Consider the following 17916-nt stretch of genomic DNA (forward strand, 5'->3'; position numbering starts at 1 on the left):
AACAATTAAGACGTTGATACCTGAACGCGTTCAAATTGACGCGCCACAATTAGATAGCTGATCACCGCCAAAATACCGTGCGCAGCAACAAACCAGAGTGCGTTATTGAAAGATCCAGTGACTGCAACGACATAGCCGATAACAACAGGCGTTATAATACCGGCAATATTTCCGATACCGTTAAATACCCCGCCACACAAACCAATCATATTTTTGGGTGCGATATCAGATAATACGGCCCATCCAACAGCGGCAAAGCCTTTGCCGAAGAACGCCATTGCCATCAGAAAAATAACGGCACTATTGGCATCGACAAAATTGGCGAACACCAGCATTGTTGAAAGCATCATCCCGATAATAAATGGAATCTTACGCGCTCTGGAGGGATGGACGCCTCTGGCAATGAGCCTGTCGGAGAGAAAACCGCCCAGAATACCGCCACTGAAACCACAAATTGCCGGTAAAGCGGCCACCCATCCAGCCTCCATGATGGTCATGCCGCGACCCTGAATTAAATACACCGGGAACCATGTGATAAAGAAATAGGTCAAGGCGGTGATACAATATTGTCCAAGATAAACAGCCCATAAATTACGATGCATAAAGAGTTGTTTCGCTTCATGCCAGGTCACCCCTTTTTTGCTTTTTCCACGCTCGGCATCCAAATCAATCAGGGCCCCGCCTGATTTCATAAACGCCTTCTCCTCGTCGCTCAGGCGCGGATCCTTATGCGGTTCCTGATAAAAGATGAACCAGTAGACTGCCAGGACGAAGCCAACGCCCCCCATCCACAGAAAAACGTGTTCCCATCCCCACGCATGCGTCAGCCAGGCCATAATGGGGGCGAATACAACCACAGCCATATATTGACCCGAGTTGAACAATGCAGAGGCGAGCCCACGTTCACTTGTTGGAAACCAGCTTGAAACGATACGTGAATTAGCCGGAAACGCAGGCGATTCTACCAATCCGAGCATGAATCTCATGATGAAAAGCGTCATGGCGGCGGCTGCCCCTGTCATTCCCATCCAGCCGACAGTACCCTGTAGCGCCGTAAAAAGTGACCATAACACCAGACTTGTGCCATAAACCCGTTTAGCACCGAAGCGGTCCAGCAACCACCCTCCAGGAATCTGCCCCAGCGCATACGCCCATGCAAATGCTGAAAAAATCATACCCAGCATGAGAGGATCCAACTGAAGCGCTTTTACCACTGACGTACCGGCAATCGACATCGTGGCACGATCGGCATAATTGATTACGGTGATAATAAAAATCAGCCCTAATACCCGGTAACGGTAACGCGGAACGCTGTACGTTACCGCCCCGGTGAGATCAGCGTCTTTACTTGTCATGATGGCTCTCTTTTATATAGATGTAGGGAAAGAGGTAGACATGAACTTAAACCTGATGCGGTGGTTGCTTACCGTTAAAGCAGGCAGCCAGGTTTTCCAGCACGATCTCGCCCATTGCAATTCGGGTCTGTAAGGTGGCGCTGGCCCGATGTGGCTGCAAAGTGACATTTTTTAAAGCTAAAAAACCCTCAGGAACATGAGGTTCGTGAGCGAAAACATCCAGTCCTGCACCGGCGATACGCCCTTGCGTGAGAGCGGCAAGCAGTGCGTCTTCATCCACCAGCTTGCCGCGGGCAATATTGATGAAATAACCGTCCCGGCCTAAAGCATCAAGAACCGCATCGGTGATAATGAGTTGCCCGCCGTCTGCAGATGCGGCCAGTATAAGAACATCAGCGTCGCGCGCGAGCTGATTGATATCACTTATAAAACGGTACGCGAGGCCGGGGACAGGATTATTGCTGTTATAAAGGACCGTCATATTAAAGGCCTCAGCCCGGCGGGCAATCGCCTGCCCCACTCGTCCCATACCGACGATCCCCAGGGTTATGCCGGTGACTTTTCTGGCAAGAGGCAGGTTGGTCTGTGGCCACAGACCGTTACGGACGACCTGCTCCGCTTCTCCCATCTGACGCAGCGTGGAAATCAGTAAACCAAAGGCCATATCCGCTACGTCGTCCGTGAGTACGCCCGGCGTGGTCGTCACGCTGATGCCCCGCTGCGCAGCATAATTCAAGTCCACCGCATCCGTGCCAATGCCGCTAATGGCGACAATTTTAAGCTGCGGCAGCTTTTCCATCATGTTGCGGGACAATCCTTTTGCGCCACCGGTGATGACACCAGAAATGTACGGCCCGACCTGCTCCAGCAGTGATTCAGGGTCAGCGTCCAGGTATAAACGGTGAACAATATAATCCCGGGTGAGAACCCTGTCGGTTTCCTCAGGAACAGGCTGTGTCAGGAGAATATGAGGAGGGTCGATGTAGTCTGTCATGAAATATCTCTTTGTGAGGTGAATTAACATTGAGCATGAACAGACCAGTAATACCTGTATAATATAAATACGGCATACTTTAATTCAAAAATTAAATCATGGATCTTCACCAGCTTCGCTGCTTTGTAGTACTCGCGGAAGAATTGCATTTTGGGCGCGCTGCCAGGCGTCTTAACATGACGCAACCCCCTTTTAGCCGACAGATACAGCTGTTAGAAAAAAGCCTGGGAGGCGCGCTTTTTGAACGTGACAACCGTCACGTCAGACTGACATTTCTTGGCGAACAATTGCTGGGAAGAGCGAATCAGCTTTTGCAGCAGGCTGAGCAATTCACGTTTACTGCGCAGTCATGTTTGAATGGCGAAAGTGGGACCTTATCTATTGGATTTACAGCAGTTTTCTCGTGGGCATTTATCCCTGCATTGCTCAAGAATTTACATGCCGCGTTGCCTGGACTGAATATTCAGCTGCACGAGAATGTGTCTAACAAACAAATCATCGCGATTGAAAATGAGTCTATTGATGTGGGATTTGTGCGCAAAGTCCCACTAAATCCTTCACTTGACTACCTCCCATTAAAAAGTGAAGCACTGGTGGGCGCTTTCCATATCGATCATGAGCTGGCCAGAAAACGTAAAATTCAGCTCAGCGCTTTTGCCGGACAGCCCTTCTTTTTGTACAGCCCGGATGAGGCGCGTTATTTTTTTGACCGCATCACCGATCTTTTCGCGTTCCATAACATCGTGCCAGATTATAAGTATCAACTGGCGCAGACTCACACCATACTCGGACTGGTAAACGCAGGTTTAGGTTGTGCCATTGTTCCGGCGTCAGCCAGAACGCTGGGCTTTCCGAACGTGACTTATATGGCTCTGGATGACGTGGATATACAGGCACATAATTTTTTGGTGTATTCGCGTGTGAATACCAATCCAGTTCTGCCCGTTTTTTTACGACTGCTCACGCAATGGATTGGGGATGAAAGCCTTGGGTAAATCCTGCCCCGCTACCCCTTTGCTAGCGATCTGGACCACTTGCCATGTGCCTGTGTGCTTCATCTATGTTCAGCTGAATCGACTTGCGCAGAGGCGAGTCTGCGGGTAAGACGTTCAATACGCGCTGCCAGAGTTCAGCAGCATGTGAGTATCTTTCCTGCCGCCACGCGCTCAAAGCCTGTAATTCCAGCAACGCCGGGCTTGAAGGCTGTGATTTGAGCATATCCTCCGTAAGCAACTCTCCCTGGCGCACCTGCTCCCGATCACCCAGACGGATCAAGACGCTGGCATAGTCGAAGGCTATTTTTCTGTCCTCTGGCGAGAGTTGATAGGCGCGCTCAAATGCACCTTTCGCCGTTGCCGCATCGTTCAATACCATGCCAAGCCGTCCAAGCATCTGCCAGCCGGCAATAAAATCGGCGTGTGTCTGTAAATGCGCACGCAACCCCATGCTGAGCGTTGCCATTTCTGACAGGCTAAGAGGTTTTGCGTTAGCAGTTTCAGCCCGCTGGTACAGCGCCGGAAACTGGCGTTCAGCTTGCTCCAGCTGGCTGACCTGCTGGATACCGCTGGTCTTCATAAATATACCCGTGCTCAGAATCACCAGTCCCAACACGCCGGGCAGCAGCCATCCACGGCTTAGCGGACGCGAGGCATGGACGTTTTGCGACGGGATATCGGCCAGCAGTTTACGCTGAAGCTCCACCATCAGTTCGTCGCGACCGCTTGCCTCGCGCTCCAGTTCCTGCAACCGCGACTGGTAAAAGATTCTGTTGAGAGTATTACGATCTACTTCCCCGTTAGCCTGCCAGGGAAAACAGAAAACGACCAACGCCGCGACCAGTATCGCGACGGCCAGTACCCAAAAAAGCGTCATTGTTCCGATCCTTTTTCCAGTAATTCATTCAGCCGTGCACGTTCATCGTCGCTCAGCCTTTCGTCTCCCGCCTCCCGCCGCCGGACGCGCAGCACCAGAAATGCGATGCCCGCGAGGATAAACAGCCCTGGTACCAGCCAGAGCGGCAGAGTACTGGCAGTGACCGGTGGCCGATAGCTGACAAAATTGCCATAGCGGGAAACCATGTAAGCGGTAATTTGCGAGGGAGATTGCCCCTGCTGCAACAGTTCAAAGACTTTTTGCCGCATATCCGCGGCAATCATCGCGTCAGAATCTGCAATACTCGTGTTCTGGCATTTGGGGCAGCGCAGTCCTGAGGTGATATCGCGGAATTGCTGCTCCTGCGTCTCGTTTCGGAAATGCCACGCTTCTATTGCCGCCTGCGCGTGGCCTACCAGCAACAGGCACATCAGCGCCATTACCAGGCGCCTCATGATGTTGCCTCTTGCGAATATTTTTTCCACAAAGGCTGTAACTGCTCGCGCCAGACTTTTTCATTTAGCTCTCCGGCATGACGCCAGCGGATAATGCCGTGCCCATCAATTAAAAATGTCTCCGGTGCGCCATAGACGCCAAGATCAAGGCCAAGCATGCCACTACCGTCGAAGAGGCTTAGGGCATAGGGGTTGCCGAGGCTGTCCAGCCAGTTCACCGCCTTCTGGCGATCGTCTTTATAGTTCATACCGACGATGCGTACACCTTGCTCCGCCAGCCCTTTGAGATACTGATGCTCGGCCCGGCAGGTCGGACACCAGGTGGCCCAGACATTTAGTAATAGCGGCTTACCGCTTAGCAAAACAGAGCGGTCATAGATTTTTCCAGGATTTGTCAGCGACTCCAGGCGAAACGCAGGCGCTGGTTTACCCACCAGTGCCGACTCAAGCGCAGTGGGGTCTTCGCCATCGGCATTGCGCATCAGCTGCCAGAAAAGCAGCGCAAACAGCATTAAAAAAAGAGCCAACGGGATAAAAAGTAACTTTCGTTTCATGAGGACTCCTGCAACTTCTTACGCATCCGGTAGCGCGGGTCGAGCATGCAGCATAACCCGCCGAGCGCCATCAGCACCCCGCCGTACCAGATCCAGCGAACAAAGGGTTTGTAGTAAAGGCGCAGCGCCCAGCTGCCGTCATCCATCTCTTCGCCCAGCGCGGCGTAGAGATCGCGTGTCAGCCCACCGTCGATCGCCGCTTCGGTCATCATTGTCCGGCTGGCGGGATAAAATCGCTTCTGGGCATGCAGCGTGGCTTCAGGCTTGCCGTCGCGTGTTACCCTGATGATCCCTTCGCCACCGCTCCAGTTTGGGCCAATGGCATCACGCACGCCTTCAAAGACAAAGTGGTAGTGATGAATATCGAGGCTGTCGCCCGCCTTCATTCTTACATCCCGCTCCAGGCTGAAGTTCTGGCTAAAGGCGATGCCGGTTACCGTCACCGCGACGCCAACGTGACCAAGCACCATCCCCCACTGGCTACGCGACAGTGAGCGCAGCCCGCGCCAGAAGCCATGCCGGTGGGTGGCTCGCTCATGGAGTTCGAGCAGAGCGAAGATAAATACCCAAATCGCCATCATCAGGCCGATAAAGGACATGGCCGTGATACTGTCCTGCAGCAGCCACGGCAGCACCGCGGACAACAAAAGCGTCAGCAGAAGCGAGAACATCAGGCGTTTGATCTGCCGCCCCGCATTATCCCGCCGCCAGCGAATCAGCGGCCCCAGCCCAAGCAGCAGCGCAAAAGGCGCCATCAGCAGAGTGAACATGGTGTTGAAAAAAGGCTCGCCGACGGAGATGCTGCCAAGCCCCAGCGCTTTATGCGCAAGCGGCAGCAGAGTCCCCAGCAGCACCACCAGCATGGCGGCGATCAGGAAAATATTATTGCCCAGTAAAAAGCTTTCCCGCGACCATAGACTATGTTCCACACGGGCTTTAACCTGCCCGCCTTTGATCGCGTAAAGGATCAGTGAACCGCCAATCGCCAGGGTCAACAGCAGAAGAATAAAGATCCCGCGGGAGGGATCGGAGGCAAATGAGTGCACCGAAACCAGAACGCCGGAACGAACCAGAAACGTTCCCAACAGGCTGAGGGAGAAGGCGACTATAGCCAACAGCACCGTCCATGAGCGGAAGCTGCCGCGTTTTTCCGTAACCGCCAGCGAGTGCATAAGCGCCGTTGCGGCAAGCCATGGCATAAAAGAGGCATTTTCAACCGGATCCCAGAACCACCAGCCGCCCCATCCCAGTTCGTAATAGGCCCATGCGGAACCCAGAACGATACCCAGGGTAAGGAACATCCACGCGGCCTGCGTCCAGGGGCGCGACCAGCGCGCCCACGCGGTATCCAGCCGTCCTGCCAGCAGGGAGGCAATGGCAAAGGCGTAGGCGACGGACAAACCCACGTAGCCCATATAGAGAATCGGCGGATGGAAAATCATGCCAATGTCCTGCAACAGGGGATTGAGATCGCGCCCATCAACAGGATAGTTCGGCAGCCCCAGGGCAAAGGGATTGGAGGTAAAGAGCAGGAAAAGTAAGAAACCTGCGGCAATCATGCCCATAACGGCCAGCACCCGCGCCACGGCATCAAGAGGCATACGTCGGCTAAAGAGCGCCACCGCAAACATCCAGCCGCTTAACAACAGCACCCACAATAGTAACGATCCCTCGTGGCCGCCCCAGGTGGCAGCAACCCGGTACCAGACCGGCAGTGCGCTGTTGGAATTGTCTGCCACGTAGCGCACGGTAAAATCGTTTCCGACAAAGGCACAGACCAGCAGCAGAAACGCCCCCAAAATAGCGGCAAAGAGCGCCCAGGCCAGAGGTCTGGCAAGCGCCATCAGCCGCGCATCCTGCCTGACGGCGCCCCACATAGGGTAGATACTCAGCAGCAAGGCCAGCCCCGCAGCCAGCGAAAGGAGGTAATTTCCCAGGAGCGGCATCATGGCTGTGCCTCCTTCTGCGCGGCTTGCATTGCGTTTTTCACTTCAGGGGGGGTGTAATTTTCATCATGCTTCGCCAGCACCTGCCGGGCGGTAATATGTCGGCTGTTATCCAGCACGCCCTGGGCGACCACGCCCTGCCCTTCGCGGAACAGATCCGGCAATATGCCTCTGTAACTAACCTCAATAACGCCGCGCGCGTCATAGAGTTTAAAGCGCACATCAAGGGTGTGCTTATCGCGGATCACGCTACCCGGCTGGACGTAGCCCCCGATACGCAGACGCTGACCCACGTGCGGTTTCGCCAGGGACTCGGTTTTGCCGTAGATAATCTCTCCCGGCGTATAGAAGAGATCGATGTTAGAACTGAGGGCATAAAGCGTCAGGCTGATGGTTAGCCCAAGGCCGCCAAGCACCGCCAGCACAATATAGAGGCGAGTTTTACGACGCGTTTGCATCAGCACTCTCCTTTTTAAGACGGGCGGCGGCCATACGCAACTCGCGTGCCTGCTGACGCCGCACCTCCCTGAACAGTACCCGGCGCTGCCAGATCGTATGCAGCGTCAGCATGCCCAGCGCGGCCAGTGACACGGCGCAGGCAAGCCAAACATAAAAGGCGTAACCGCCCATCGCCAGGAATGCGGCAAACGAAGAGAACGCTGGCGTCATTGGGTAGCTCCTCTGATCAGCGCGACCACCCAGGGGCGTTTGCGTTCCTGACGCAGGATCAGATTACGCAGGCGCATCAGGGTCAGGGTAGCCGCCAGGCTCATAACACCGAAGATACAGATGCGCAGCGGCATTCGCATTGAGGGATCGATGGTCTGCTGCATATTGGTAGACCCCTGATGAAGGGTATTCCACCAATAGACTGAATAGTGGATGACGGGCAGATTAACGACCCCGACCAGAACCAGAATCGCCGTTGCACGCCCGGCGAGGCGGCGATCGTCAAAGGCGTGCCATAGCGCGATAATTCCGACATAAAGGAACAGCAGCACCAATTCCGAGGTCAGCCTGGCATCCCAGATCCACCAGGTACCCCACATCGGTTTTCCCCATGCCGAGCCACTGATCAGCGCGATAAAGGTAAACACCGCACCCACCGGTGCCATAGCGCTAATCGCGAGTTCGGCCATTTTGAGTTGCCAGACAAGGCTGGCGAAAGCCGCCACCGCCATCGCGAAATAGAGACCCATCGACCACATTGCGGCCGGTACGTGCAGATACATAATCCGGTAGCTTTCGCCCTGCTGATAATCGGCTGGCGCATAGACGAAGCCCCAGACCAGCCCAACCGCCAGCAATAGCGTGCTCAACGCCGCCAGCCAGGGAATAAGCTGGCCGCACAGTCCGTACAGACGCTCGGGTATCGCCAGCTGATGTAACCATTTCCACATAAACTTGCTCACACTCTTCTTACAGCAGCGCCAGAAGGCGCGGAAATTATTGAACCGTTAACCGCAGCGCGGCGGCCGTTGCGAAGGGGCACAGGGTGGCGCTGGCCGTCAGGAAAGCCCCCAGAATCGCCATGTAACCGGAGACCGGTAGCCCCTGAGCGGCAGCCTGCACCGCCGCCGTGCCAAAAATAAGTACCGGCACCGCCAGCGGCAGCACCAGCAGGCTCAGCAATACCCCGCCACGCTTAAGGCCCACCGTCAGCCCGACGCCGATCGCCCCAAGAAAGCTCAGCGTCGGCGTGCCCAGCAGCAGGGTTAACGCCAGCACGACCGCATCATGAATGTTCATCCCCAGCAGCAGCGCGGCCAGCGGCGACACGATCATCAGCGGTAATCCGGTCATCAACCAGTGGGCAATAATTTTAACCAGCACCACGGCAACCAGCGGCGTCGGCAGCAGTAGCATCTGCTCCAGCGAACCATCTAGCCAGTCGTCGCGGAACATCCGATCCATCACCAGCAAGGCCGCCAGCAGCGCTGCAACCCATACCACTCCCGGCGCGATCTGCGCCAGCATTTGCGGATCGGTGCCCACGCCAAACGGGAACAGCGTAATGACGATTAAAAAGAACCAAAGCGGATTGAGGATCTCAGCGCCGTTGCGCCAGGCCAGCCGCAGCTCGCGTATCAGTAAGGGCATCACGGCACTACCTCCGCGTCATCTGCCAGCCGTATTACTCTTTGTGGACAGCGCAGCGTTCGCAGGGGCTGGTGTGTCGTGAGGATAACGCTCCCGCCCGTCAGGACATGCTCTTCAAGCCGGCGGGTTAATACCTCAATCGCCGAAGCATCAAGCGCGGTAAAAGGTTCATCGAGGATCCAGAGGCTGGCGGACGTGAGCCACAGGCGCGTCAGGGCGACCCGACGCTGTTGCCCGGCCGAAAGCTGACCCAGGGGAATATCTTCATAGCCAGCCAGGCCGACTTCGGCCAGCGCCGCCGCACGCTCTTGCTGCGAGAGGCGAGGAAAAAAGAAGCCAAGATTTTCATCGGCGGTTAGCGCCTGCTTGATGCCCGGCTTGTGGCCGAGCCATAACAGCTGGCGATGATAGGCATCCCGCACCCGGGTTATGGGCTGACCGTCCCAGAAAACCCCTCCGCTTTCTGGCCGCGCGAGGCCGCAGAGGATACGCAGCAGCGTGGTTTTTCCCGCTCCATTCTCCCCGGCAATCTGAACGAATTCGCCCTTTTTCAGCCGGAGAGAAAATGCATGAAACAGCACTCTGTCATCAAAGCTAAAAGCGAGAGAATCTGCTTCGATCATAGTATTTTTGTATTCCTGAAAAGATCAAAACTGAAGCGCACACCCGATCGGAACAGACTGAAGTTATCTGCTGCGATCGGGGGTGATACACCACAAAAAAAATGCTGATAGCAAAGGCTATCAGCAGGGTGTTTACTTATCGGTAGGCAGCTTTTCACGCACCTCTGAAACCTGTTTTTCGCTGACGGCGGAAGCATTGTTACTCCAGCCCTGACGAATAAAGGTTGCCAGCTTAGCGACTTCGTCATCGCTGAGGCGGTTTGCAAAGCCAGGCATGGCCAGCTCTGACGGCGCCTTCGCGGTTGACGGGAGCTGCGCGCCCGCAAGGATAGTGTGGATCAGCGCGCCAGGATCTTCAGCATTAACAATGGTAGCCTGATCCAGCTCGGGGAAAGCCCCCGGCGCGCCCTTACCGCTGACAAAATGGCAGGCGCCGCAGTTGTCGATATAGAGGCGCTCCCCTTCGGTCAGATTGCGTCCCGCAGTCAGCTTCGCCTCGGTTTTCTGCCGGGCTTGCTCATCGCCTTTCTGCAGCCCCGGGTTTCCGCCGAGGAACTTGAGATAGGCCGCCACCGCCTGCAAATCGTCACGGGTCATATGGGAAGTGCTGTGCTCGATAACGGCGGTCATCTCGCCACCCACCGCGGCTTTGTCGTTACGCCCGGTCTCGAGGTAGTCGACAATTTCCTCGTTGCTCCAGCGCGGCAGTCCGCGCAGTGAAGGCACTTCCCAACCGTTCAGATTTCCGCCCGCCAGGAACTTCGCTTCGCTGCTGTCGAGGGCTTTTTCCTGCATGCCAATGCCGCGCGGGGTATGGCAGCTGCCGCAATGTCCCAGACTCTCCACAATATAGGCCCCGCGGTTAACCTGTTCAGAGGCGCCGCCAATGGGCTGGAAGGGTTTGTCCGACGTAAAGAACAGGTTCCAGAAACGCATTCCCCAGCGCTGGTTAAACGGAAAAGAGAGATCCGTTTCCGCAGGTTGTTCGCTGCTGGCCTTAACGCCCTGCATAAAATAGGCATAAAGGGCGTGAATATCCTCGTCGGTGATTTTTGCATAATCCGGATACGGCATCGCCGGGTACAGACGGGTGCCATCAGGCAAAACGCCTTTACGCACCGCGTTGGCAAACTGTTCCTCGGTGTAGTTACCGATACCGTGCTCTTTATCCGGGGTGATATTGGTTGAATAAATCGTGCCTAAATCAGACTCGATTGCCAGCCCGCCGGCGTAGTCCGGCTTACCTTTCACGGTATGGCAGGCCATGCAGTCGCCGAGACGCGCCAGATATTCCCCTTTTTTGATCAGCGAAACATCGTCCTGGGCCTGTGCCTGGAAGGAGAGCGCGCTGAACGCCAGTGCAGCATTAAGGAAGAAAACGCGTTTTTTGTTCAAGAGCTTCATAACTTATACCTGTACCAATGGGCCTGGGTTTTTCAGATACTGTTCTTTAATCGCCTGAGCGGACATCAGCGTAATCGCGCCAATGGTATCCGTCGGGTTAGCCTGGAAGTTCTGCGGGAAGGCATTTCCTCCGGGCACGAACACGTTATGCACGTCCCAGCTCTGCAGATATTTATTCAGGGCAGAGGTTTTAGGATCGTCCCCCATTACGGCACCGCCCACGTTATGGGTAGAGACATATTTGGTCAGATCGAAATTGGCATCCATCGGCAGGAAGCTCATGCTGGAGCTGTCCGGTTTCAGTTCGTTAACCAGATCGCCAACGATGCCTTTCAGGTACTGCTGAAGCTTCAGCTCATTCTGTTTCCAGTTAAAGGTGAGGCGCAGCAGTGGTTGCCCGTGTTCATTGGTATAGGTGGGATCGAGATCCAGATAGACATCGCGATAGGACATACAGGTTGTGGTAATGCTGACCTTCATGGAGTGTCCATACCACTCCTCAAGCCCCTCTTTCCAGCCTGTGCCCCAGCTCGGCGTGCCTTTCGGCAACGCGGTACCAATTGGTGTGCCGGTTGCCTGCGAACTGTGAATTTTCGCTCCGCCAAGGATACCGAGCCCCGGACCGTCGAAGTTACCCGGAGAGATGTCATTAAACATCTGGCCTGTCGGGCCTGCGGCCACAAACGGGTTAAAGTGCTTATCCTTAAAGAACAGCGTGGCACCGCCGTTTGACAGGAAGGCGTAGTTACGGCCAACCACCCCCTCTTCGGTGATCGGGTTATAAGGTTTACCGATACCGGAGAGCAGCATCAGGTGTACGTTGTAGAGCTGGAAGCTGCTCAGCACCACAATTTTTGCAGGCTGGAAGCATTCGTTGCCCTGCTCATCAATATAAATGACCCCTTTCGCCGTCTTTTTATCGTCGTGCAGCACCACTTTGAGGACATTGGCATTCACTTCATAGGAGAAGTTTTCCATGCGCTTGAGCGCGTCCATCACGGCGGTTTGCGGTGACGCTTTTGAGTAGTTCAGGCAGGGATACTTACTGCAGTAGCCGCAGTAGTTGCACGGCGCAATCTGGTTACCGTAGGGGTTCTTCCAGGCGCGGGAGACCGCTGCAGAGGGGTTCGGGAAGGGATGATAGCCAAGCTTTTTAGCCGCTTCTGCAAACATCACGTTATTAAGCGTGTCTTCCAGTGCTGGCAGAGGGTAAGGCGCGGAGCGCGGACCTTCAAACGGGTCCCCCCCTTCAAGGATCTGGCCACGCAGGTTACCGGTGTTGCCGGACTGACCGCAAATGCGCTCAAACTTGTCGAAATAAGGCTCTATTTCGTCCCAGCTGAAGGGGAAGTCCATGACCCGCATATCATTCTGAAGCACGCCAGGCGGATAGGCTTGATCGGCGTAGGTTTTCAGCTTGATATCAGTAGGTGTAGGGCGAATCAGTACTCCCGTCCAGTGCAGACCAGAACCTCCCACGCCGCCGCCCGGGACGAATGCACCCCACTTTCGCGTCGGCAGCGCGGTATCATTCATGGTGTAACGGACGGTGACCGCCGACTCCGCAGGGGTGGTCATTACACGGTTACGCACCGCGTAGGCATATTCATCTGCAGGCTTTGGGTAGGCGAACTCGTCATAGCTACGATCGGGCCCCTTCTCAAGCGCTCTGACGGTCAGACCCGCCATCGCCAGTTCAATACTCATCAACGAACCGGCCCAGCCGAGGCCGCAGACGACGACGTCAACTTCTTTTTTTGTGATTTGTGCCATGATAACTCTGTCTCAGATACGTTTGATTTTTGCCCTTCAGGCGCGTTCGCCTTTGATGCTCACGGGACCGAGAGGATAAGGAATGTTGTGCTGTTTAACCCACTCCAGATAGCTGGCGCGGGCCCCGGGGAAGCCGATGGCTATCCAGGCCTTCATTCCTTTGTTCCCGCCATACATAGGGTCGGCGAGGTAACCGTGTTTGGTATCGGAGAGCAGCTGACTGAAGAAGTGGGAGGCGTGCATATTGCTTTCGCCAAGGCCAGCAAAATCAACCTCATTCTTTTGCAGTTTCGTCAGGACGTCGTCTTTTTGTTCCGTCGTTAACGCATGGAAGGGTTTATTGAAATGTTGCTGACACCACTGCTCGGTCAGCTCAATGCCGCGATGGTAGATATTCTGCGGATAGAACGGAATCTGATACCCCATAGACGCCGGGGCATTCGGGCTGAAGGGACCCTGCATATAAATTTCTCGACCAAAATCGCCGTGCAACTGCTGATCGATAAAGATAGGAACATTGGTCTCAAGCGCGCCTGGCGCTTTGCCTGCTCCACCCGCTGGAATTAGCCGGTCTGTCGCAGCAAGAATAAATTGCCATTCATTTGCTGAAAAAAAGATGGGGTTATAGTCTGATAGTTCAGGAGCTGCCATTTCAGCCGCCTGTGCTGCCGTAAGACCTTTTGCAATTAGTGTCGTAACTGGTAGTGCTACCAGAGCGCCTAATAAAAACTTACGCCTGGTTGTTGGTTTATTAAACACAATCTCTCAAACCCTTAAGCCAAATAAAACAATAGAACTCACATTGTAATTTACAAAACTATCACAAACACAATATTAAATTTACACAGGATGTGCTTTTTCTTTACAAAGAAAAGTTCGCAATGGGAAAGATTATGTTTAAAAACAACCAGTTAATTATATCCATGGTGTTTTGTTACAAGAAATGAATTTTTAAGTAAGCGACTATTGCAACAACGGGCAATCAAAATAAGTTAAACATATGTGAAATTCATTTTTGTTTATTATCTTCTCTGAGAGAAATGAAATTCAATTACAGGGGGTGGTTCAGCGCAAAATGCCGGTGGGACCCAAGGTCCGCTATGAGCGAAAAGCGGACGTTCGGATAACGGGCCTGAAAGCCAGGCCCGTGCGCTTCATCGCAGCATCAGCAGAGCCTGACGACTTTCTGACAGCATCTCTGTGGTGTGGCTGCCGATAAAGAACCGGCGCAGCTGTGAATGGCCATAAGCCCCCATCACCGTCAGGTCGATGCCATTCTCATCGGCATACCGGCATAACGCGCCGGTGACAGATTTATCCTTCAGTAGCTGGGCTGCCGTGACGATCCCAGCATCCTGCAGGATCGCTTGCGCATCCTGCAGCGTCGACGCTTCGCCGTTAACCATGACCAGATGACAGGTCAGGCCGCTCAGCAGCGGGCTAACGGTCAGGCGCATCAGGTTTTCCCGGCTCGCCTCACTGCCGTCATACGCAAACATGACCCGTGACGGCGTCGAAAAGGTTTCCGGCACGACCAGCACCGGCCGCTTCTGCAACCGGATGACGCTTTCCAGGTGACTGCCAACCGGATTCCGGGAGCCTCTGCGGCCCAGCACCATCAGGCGGATATCGCCCAGCTCTGCCAGGATCTCATCCAGCGCGCCGTGCTTTTGCATCAGCCGGGTCTCCGGCTGTCCGGCCTGCTTCAGCAGCGCCGCACAATCAGTCAGCAAGGCCTTTCCCTGTGCCATCAGCAGGCGACTGCGCTCGCCTTCGAGGCGGACTAGCTCTTCAGTCAGTTGCTCCCGGCTGTCGATGCCAATGGTGCCGGTCAGGTCGGACACGGCGGGAGGATCATTTTTTTCCAGCACGTGCATCAGGGCAAGCGGCACGTCCAGCTTACCGGCCGCCCAAGCCGCATACTCACAGACCGGGCGGGTTGACGGCGAGCCGTCCACGCAGGCAATAACGGTGTTATTCATGTTGAATTCTCCTGTGAATTAATGGCCGCCCATCAGCTTCTCAACTTCTTCGGGTTTGTCATGCACGCCAAAGCGGTCAACGAGGGTCCGGGTTGCGTCGTTCATACCCCTGATTTCCACCTCCGTGCCCTCGCGGCGGAACTTGATCACGATGCGGTCCAGCGCGCTGACCGACGTAATGTCCCAGAAGTGGGCGTGCGTCACGTCGATCACCACGCGATCCAGCGCCTCGCGGAAGTCGAAGTGGCTGGTAAACCGGTCAGACGACGCAAAGAAGACCTGGCCGGTCACGGTGTAAGTACGAGTATCGCCCTTCAGCTCAGAGGAAACTGCCATGAAGCGGGCGACCTTGGTGGCGAAGTTCAGCGAGGCAATCAGCACGCCGGTCAGCACGCCAAATGCCAGGTTATGCGTGGCCACCACCACCACCACGGTTGCCAGCATCACCACACTGGTTGACAGAGGATGGGATCGCAGGTTGCTGATGGAGCGCCAGGAGAAGGTACCTATGGAGACCATAATCATCACCGCAACCAGCGCCGCCATCGGTATCTGCGAAACCCACTGGCGCAGGAAGATAATGAGACAGAGCAGCACCACGCCGGCGGTCAGCGTGGAAAGACGCCCGCGTCCGCCGGACTTCACGTTAATCACCGACTGGCCAATCATGGCGCAACCCGCCATGCCGCCGATGAACGAGGTGCAGATATTGGCAATACCCTGCGCCTTACACTCGCGGTTCTTGTCGCTCGGCGTGTCGGTCATGTCGTCCACGATGGTAGCGGTCATCATCGACTCCAGCAGCCCCACCACGGCAAGCCCGGCGGAATACGGCAAAATAATCAGCAGCGTGTCGAGGTTAAGCGGGATGTCAGGAATGAGGAATACCGGTAGGCTGTCCGGCAATTTGCCCATATCGCCCACGGTGCGCACGTCAAGGTGCAGCCAAATGGAAATGGCGGTCAGCACGATGATGCAGACCAGGGGTGAGGGGATGGTTTTATTCAGGTACGGGAAGAGATATATGATACCAAGGCCGGCAGCGGTAAGAGCATATACGTGCCAGGTGACGTTGGTGAGTTCCGGCAGCTGCGCCATGAATATCAGTATCGCCAGCGCATTCACGAAGCCGGTTACCACCGAGCGTGACACATAGCGCATCAGGCTGCCGAGCTTCAGGTAGCCAGCAATCAGCTGGAACACGCCGGTCAGCACGGAGGCGGCGAGTAAATACTGCAACCCGTGGTCTTTCACCAGCGTGACCATCAGCAGCGCCATCGCACCGGTGGAGGAGGAAATCATCGCCGTGCGGCCACCAAAGAAGGCTATAACGATGGGGATACAGAAAGCGGAATAGAGACCGACCTGCGGATCTACGCCAGCGATGATGGAAAAGGCGATCGCTTCAGGAATAAGCGCGAGCGCGACCACAATACCGGCGAGGACGTCACCACGGACGTTACCCAGCCAGTCCTTACGCGTCGAGGACAGCAACATAGTAGTTTCTCAGTTTTTGAATGCAGTCAGCCCGTGAGGGCAAAATTTATGTACGAAAAAGCACATCCGCAGATGGGATGTTTTTGAGTGCGCGACTGAGGTTACTCAGTGCGACAGAGAGGGGTACGACTCAGGGTGGCGTAATACGCATGATAATTTTTTTAACTCCTTTACAGGCATTTATGCACCTTAAGGAACCAGAAAGACCGGCTGTACAGGCTTTCAGCGCTGGTCACGAATGCCCGCAGGGCAGATCACAGTCAGAACTGTCCCAGCAAAAAGCCTTTTTACTGTACACGAAGCGTAAATGGGGTCAATGCGCGGAGGATGAAAAATGCCCGCAAAGCACGCTGTCATCGGTTTAAATCGGCTCCGTTTCGCTTCCTTTTACCGGATGTTGCCGGTCATTTTCAACAGGGTTGATAGAATGCATACGGGACTTGAAGTTTAGTTCTGTTCAGATGTCCGCTTTTGGCACAAAGCGGACTTTACTTACCAGACACGATGCCTGATGCCAGGCTGGACGTTGAGGGTGAAAATGATAAGTATCGCTTCGTCGCTGATCCGCCGTTAGGATCACTTATCCACTCAGGGCAATAATCAGCGCCCTTACCTTCCTGAAAGACAATAATCCCCAAATCGCAATAATCAACCTGAATTTGTGATTATGCAGCAGCAATCCTTCTTCTCCTCTCAGGAGATCCGAAAAAAGCTAAACTCGGATCTGGACTTATTAATCGTATGGAAGGGCGAATGAGATACGGCAGGAAGGAATTAAAAGCAAAAGGCAGGTGGAAATGGAAGGTCCGCTTTGAGCGAAAAGAGGACATCTAAGAATTGATGAAAAGTACATCATCTTCAGGTAATAAACTTCGCCGAAATAATGTAATTACCGACCCGAAGGCCGGTAATTGTTAACACTGATAACCGTTTACCACGCGTAAGCTTCAGGTGCCTCTCCGCCTGGTCCCGGCCAGATGGTATCAAGCCTTTTTAGCGTATCGTCTGAAAGAGAAAGCGTCAGGGCATTGAGATTCTGACGGAGCTGTTCAACTGTACGCGGACCACTGAGCACGGCGCTAACCACAGGGTTCTGCAGCAGCCATGCCAGCGCGACGTCTGATGGCGTTTCCCCCAGCTCATCACACAGTGTTTCCCAGGCCTCCAGTTGCGGCCGCAGGCGGTTGATTTGTGCCTGCAGCTGCGGTGTTGCCCGGCGGCCACCGGCAATTTTTTTCAGAACGCCACCCAGCATCCCCATCCCGACCGGGCTCCATGGGATCAGGCCAATGCCGTAATGACGCAGCGCCGGAATGACCTCCAGCTCAACCGTACGCTGGGTCAGATTGTACAGGCTCTGT

The 17916-nt window shown here is 54.8% G+C and carries 18 protein-coding genes; 1 reads left to right on the forward strand and 17 read right to left on the reverse strand.

From position 1 onward, the window contains the following. Window positions 1-5: 5 nt before the first annotated feature. Both B2Q93_RS03325 and B2Q93_RS03330 read right to left on the reverse strand, forming a co-directional pair. A complete protein-coding gene (locus B2Q93_RS03325; protein WP_286931805.1) occupies window positions 6-1355 on the reverse strand; it encodes an MFS transporter in 1350 nt (449 codons plus the stop codon). A gap of 46 nt (window positions 1356-1401) precedes the next feature. Beyond that, a complete protein-coding gene (locus B2Q93_RS03330; RefSeq protein WP_046885297.1) occupies window positions 1402-2349 on the reverse strand; it encodes a 2-hydroxyacid dehydrogenase in 948 nt (315 codons plus the stop codon). A gap of 98 nt (window positions 2350-2447) precedes the next feature. Between B2Q93_RS03330 and B2Q93_RS03335 the strand changes: the two genes are divergently transcribed. Continuing rightward, on the forward strand, window positions 2448-3344 hold the full coding sequence (locus tag B2Q93_RS03335) for a LysR family transcriptional regulator (protein WP_212475850.1): 897 nt from the start codon (window positions 2448-2450) through the stop codon (window positions 3342-3344). Window positions 3345-3366: 22 nt separating this feature from the next. Here the strand turns inward: B2Q93_RS03335 and ccmI are convergent, their stop codons facing one another. The 15 genes from ccmI to B2Q93_RS03410 all read right to left on the reverse strand — a co-directional run. Beyond that, window positions 3367-4221, reverse strand: coding sequence for a c-type cytochrome biogenesis protein CcmI (gene ccmI / locus B2Q93_RS03340; protein WP_286931806.1), 855 nt, complete (start codon window positions 4219-4221; stop codon window positions 3367-3369). Next, a complete protein-coding gene (locus B2Q93_RS03345; RefSeq protein WP_286809048.1) occupies window positions 4218-4676 on the reverse strand; it encodes a cytochrome c-type biogenesis protein in 459 nt (152 codons plus the stop codon). The genes ccmI and B2Q93_RS03345 overlap by 4 nt, the downstream gene beginning before the upstream one ends. Beyond that, the gene (locus B2Q93_RS03350) at window positions 4673-5230 is read right to left on the reverse strand and encodes a DsbE family thiol:disulfide interchange protein (RefSeq protein ID WP_286931807.1); all 558 of its coding nucleotides are present in this window, start codon (window positions 5228-5230) and stop codon (window positions 4673-4675) included. Before B2Q93_RS03350 ends, B2Q93_RS03345 begins: the two co-directional genes overlap by 4 nt. Then, window positions 5227-7179 (reverse strand): heme lyase CcmF/NrfE family subunit, encoded by a 1953-nt coding sequence (locus tag B2Q93_RS03355; protein WP_046885292.1) that lies wholly within the window; start codon window positions 7177-7179, stop codon window positions 5227-5229. Before B2Q93_RS03355 ends, B2Q93_RS03350 begins: the two co-directional genes overlap by 4 nt. Then, window positions 7176-7634 (reverse strand): cytochrome c maturation protein CcmE, encoded by a 459-nt coding sequence (gene ccmE / locus B2Q93_RS03360; protein WP_286931808.1) that lies wholly within the window; start codon window positions 7632-7634, stop codon window positions 7176-7178. Before ccmE ends, B2Q93_RS03355 begins: the two co-directional genes overlap by 4 nt. Continuing rightward, window positions 7618-7845, reverse strand: a complete 228-nt coding sequence (gene ccmD, locus B2Q93_RS03365; protein ID WP_046885290.1) for a heme exporter protein CcmD — start codon at window positions 7843-7845, stop codon at window positions 7618-7620. The genes ccmE and ccmD overlap by 17 nt, the downstream gene beginning before the upstream one ends. Next, entirely contained in the window at window positions 7842-8576 is a 735-nt protein-coding gene (locus tag B2Q93_RS03370) for a heme ABC transporter permease (protein WP_286931817.1), read from the reverse strand. Before B2Q93_RS03370 ends, ccmD begins: the two co-directional genes overlap by 4 nt. A gap of 46 nt (window positions 8577-8622) precedes the next feature. Beyond that, window positions 8623-9276 (reverse strand): heme exporter protein CcmB, encoded by a 654-nt coding sequence (gene ccmB / locus B2Q93_RS03375; RefSeq protein ID WP_263617083.1) that lies wholly within the window; start codon window positions 9274-9276, stop codon window positions 8623-8625. Beyond that, window positions 9276-9899 (reverse strand): cytochrome c biogenesis heme-transporting ATPase CcmA, encoded by a 624-nt coding sequence (gene ccmA / locus B2Q93_RS03380; RefSeq protein ID WP_286931809.1) that lies wholly within the window; start codon window positions 9897-9899, stop codon window positions 9276-9278. The genes ccmB and ccmA overlap by 1 nt, the downstream gene beginning before the upstream one ends. Window positions 9900-10031: 132 nt before the next feature. Further along, window positions 10032-11294, reverse strand: a complete 1263-nt coding sequence (locus B2Q93_RS03385) for a c-type cytochrome (protein ID WP_286931818.1) — start codon at window positions 11292-11294, stop codon at window positions 10032-10034. A gap of 12 nt (window positions 11295-11306) precedes the next feature. Beyond that, window positions 11307-13076, reverse strand: coding sequence for a GMC family oxidoreductase (locus tag B2Q93_RS03390; protein ID WP_212475837.1), 1770 nt, complete (start codon window positions 13074-13076; stop codon window positions 11307-11309). 36 nt (window positions 13077-13112) lie between these two features. Next, window positions 13113-13838 (reverse strand): gluconate 2-dehydrogenase subunit 3 family protein, encoded by a 726-nt coding sequence (locus tag B2Q93_RS03395; RefSeq protein WP_046885285.1) that lies wholly within the window; start codon window positions 13836-13838, stop codon window positions 13113-13115. 392 nt (window positions 13839-14230) lie between these two features. After that, window positions 14231-15058, reverse strand: coding sequence for a universal stress protein (locus tag B2Q93_RS03400; protein WP_286931810.1), 828 nt, complete (start codon window positions 15056-15058; stop codon window positions 14231-14233). Window positions 15059-15076: 18 nt separating this feature from the next. After that, complete coding sequence (locus tag B2Q93_RS03405) at window positions 15077-16555, reverse strand: SulP family inorganic anion transporter (RefSeq protein WP_286809051.1); 1479 nt, start codon at window positions 16553-16555, stop codon at window positions 15077-15079. 931 nt (window positions 16556-17486) lie between these two features. Beyond that, window positions 17487-17916, reverse strand: a 430-nt coding sequence (locus tag B2Q93_RS03410) for an aldo/keto reductase (RefSeq protein ID WP_286931811.1), incomplete at its 5' end; no start/stop codon positions are given.

This window comes from Leclercia sp. UBA5958, assembly GCF_002430365.1.
Taxonomy (GTDB): Bacteria; Pseudomonadota; Gammaproteobacteria; order Enterobacterales; family Enterobacteriaceae; genus Enterobacter; species Enterobacter pneumoniae.

Bases quoted from the DNA above. Each gene is read 5' to 3' on its own strand.
- ccmD (WP_046885290.1), bottom strand. From the start codon at position 7,845: ATGACGCCAGCGTTCTCTTCGTTTGCCGCATTCCTGGCGATGGGCGGT.
- B2Q93_RS03400 (WP_286931810.1), bottom strand. From the start codon at position 15,058: ATGAATAACACCGTTATTGCCTGCGTGGACGGCTCGCCGTCAACCCGC.
- B2Q93_RS03345 (WP_286809048.1), bottom strand. From the start codon at position 4,676: ATGAGGCGCCTGGTAATGGCGCTGATGTGCCTGTTGCTGGTAGGCCAC.
- ccmE (WP_286931808.1), bottom strand. From the start codon at position 7,634: ATGCAAACGCGTCGTAAAACTCGCCTCTATATTGTGCTGGCGGTGCTT.
- B2Q93_RS03325 (WP_286931805.1), bottom strand. From the start codon at position 1,355: ATGACAAGTAAAGACGCTGATCTCACCGGGGCGGTAACGTACAGCGTT.
- B2Q93_RS03405 (WP_286809051.1), bottom strand. From the start codon at position 16,555: ATGTTGCTGTCCTCGACGCGTAAGGACTGGCTGGGTAACGTCCGTGGT.
- B2Q93_RS03350 (WP_286931807.1), bottom strand. From the start codon at position 5,230: ATGAAACGAAAGTTACTTTTTATCCCGTTGGCTCTTTTTTTAATGCTG.
- B2Q93_RS03390 (WP_212475837.1), bottom strand. From the start codon at position 13,076: ATGGCACAAATCACAAAAAAAGAAGTTGACGTCGTCGTCTGCGGCCTC.
- ccmA (WP_286931809.1), bottom strand. From the start codon at position 9,899: ATGATCGAAGCAGATTCTCTCGCTTTTAGCTTTGATGACAGAGTGCTG.
- B2Q93_RS03355 (WP_046885292.1), bottom strand. From the start codon at position 7,179: ATGATGCCGCTCCTGGGAAATTACCTCCTTTCGCTGGCTGCGGGGCTG.
- B2Q93_RS03370 (WP_286931817.1), bottom strand. From the start codon at position 8,576: ATGTGGAAATGGTTACATCAGCTGGCGATACCCGAGCGTCTGTACGGA.
- B2Q93_RS03330 (WP_046885297.1), bottom strand. From the start codon at position 2,349: ATGACAGACTACATCGACCCTCCTCATATTCTCCTGACACAGCCTGTT.
- ccmI (WP_286931806.1), bottom strand. From the start codon at position 4,221: ATGACGCTTTTTTGGGTACTGGCCGTCGCGATACTGGTCGCGGCGTTG.
- ccmB (WP_263617083.1), bottom strand. From the start codon at position 9,276: ATGCCCTTACTGATACGCGAGCTGCGGCTGGCCTGGCGCAACGGCGCT.
- B2Q93_RS03335 (WP_212475850.1), top strand. From the start codon at position 2,448: ATGGATCTTCACCAGCTTCGCTGCTTTGTAGTACTCGCGGAAGAATTG.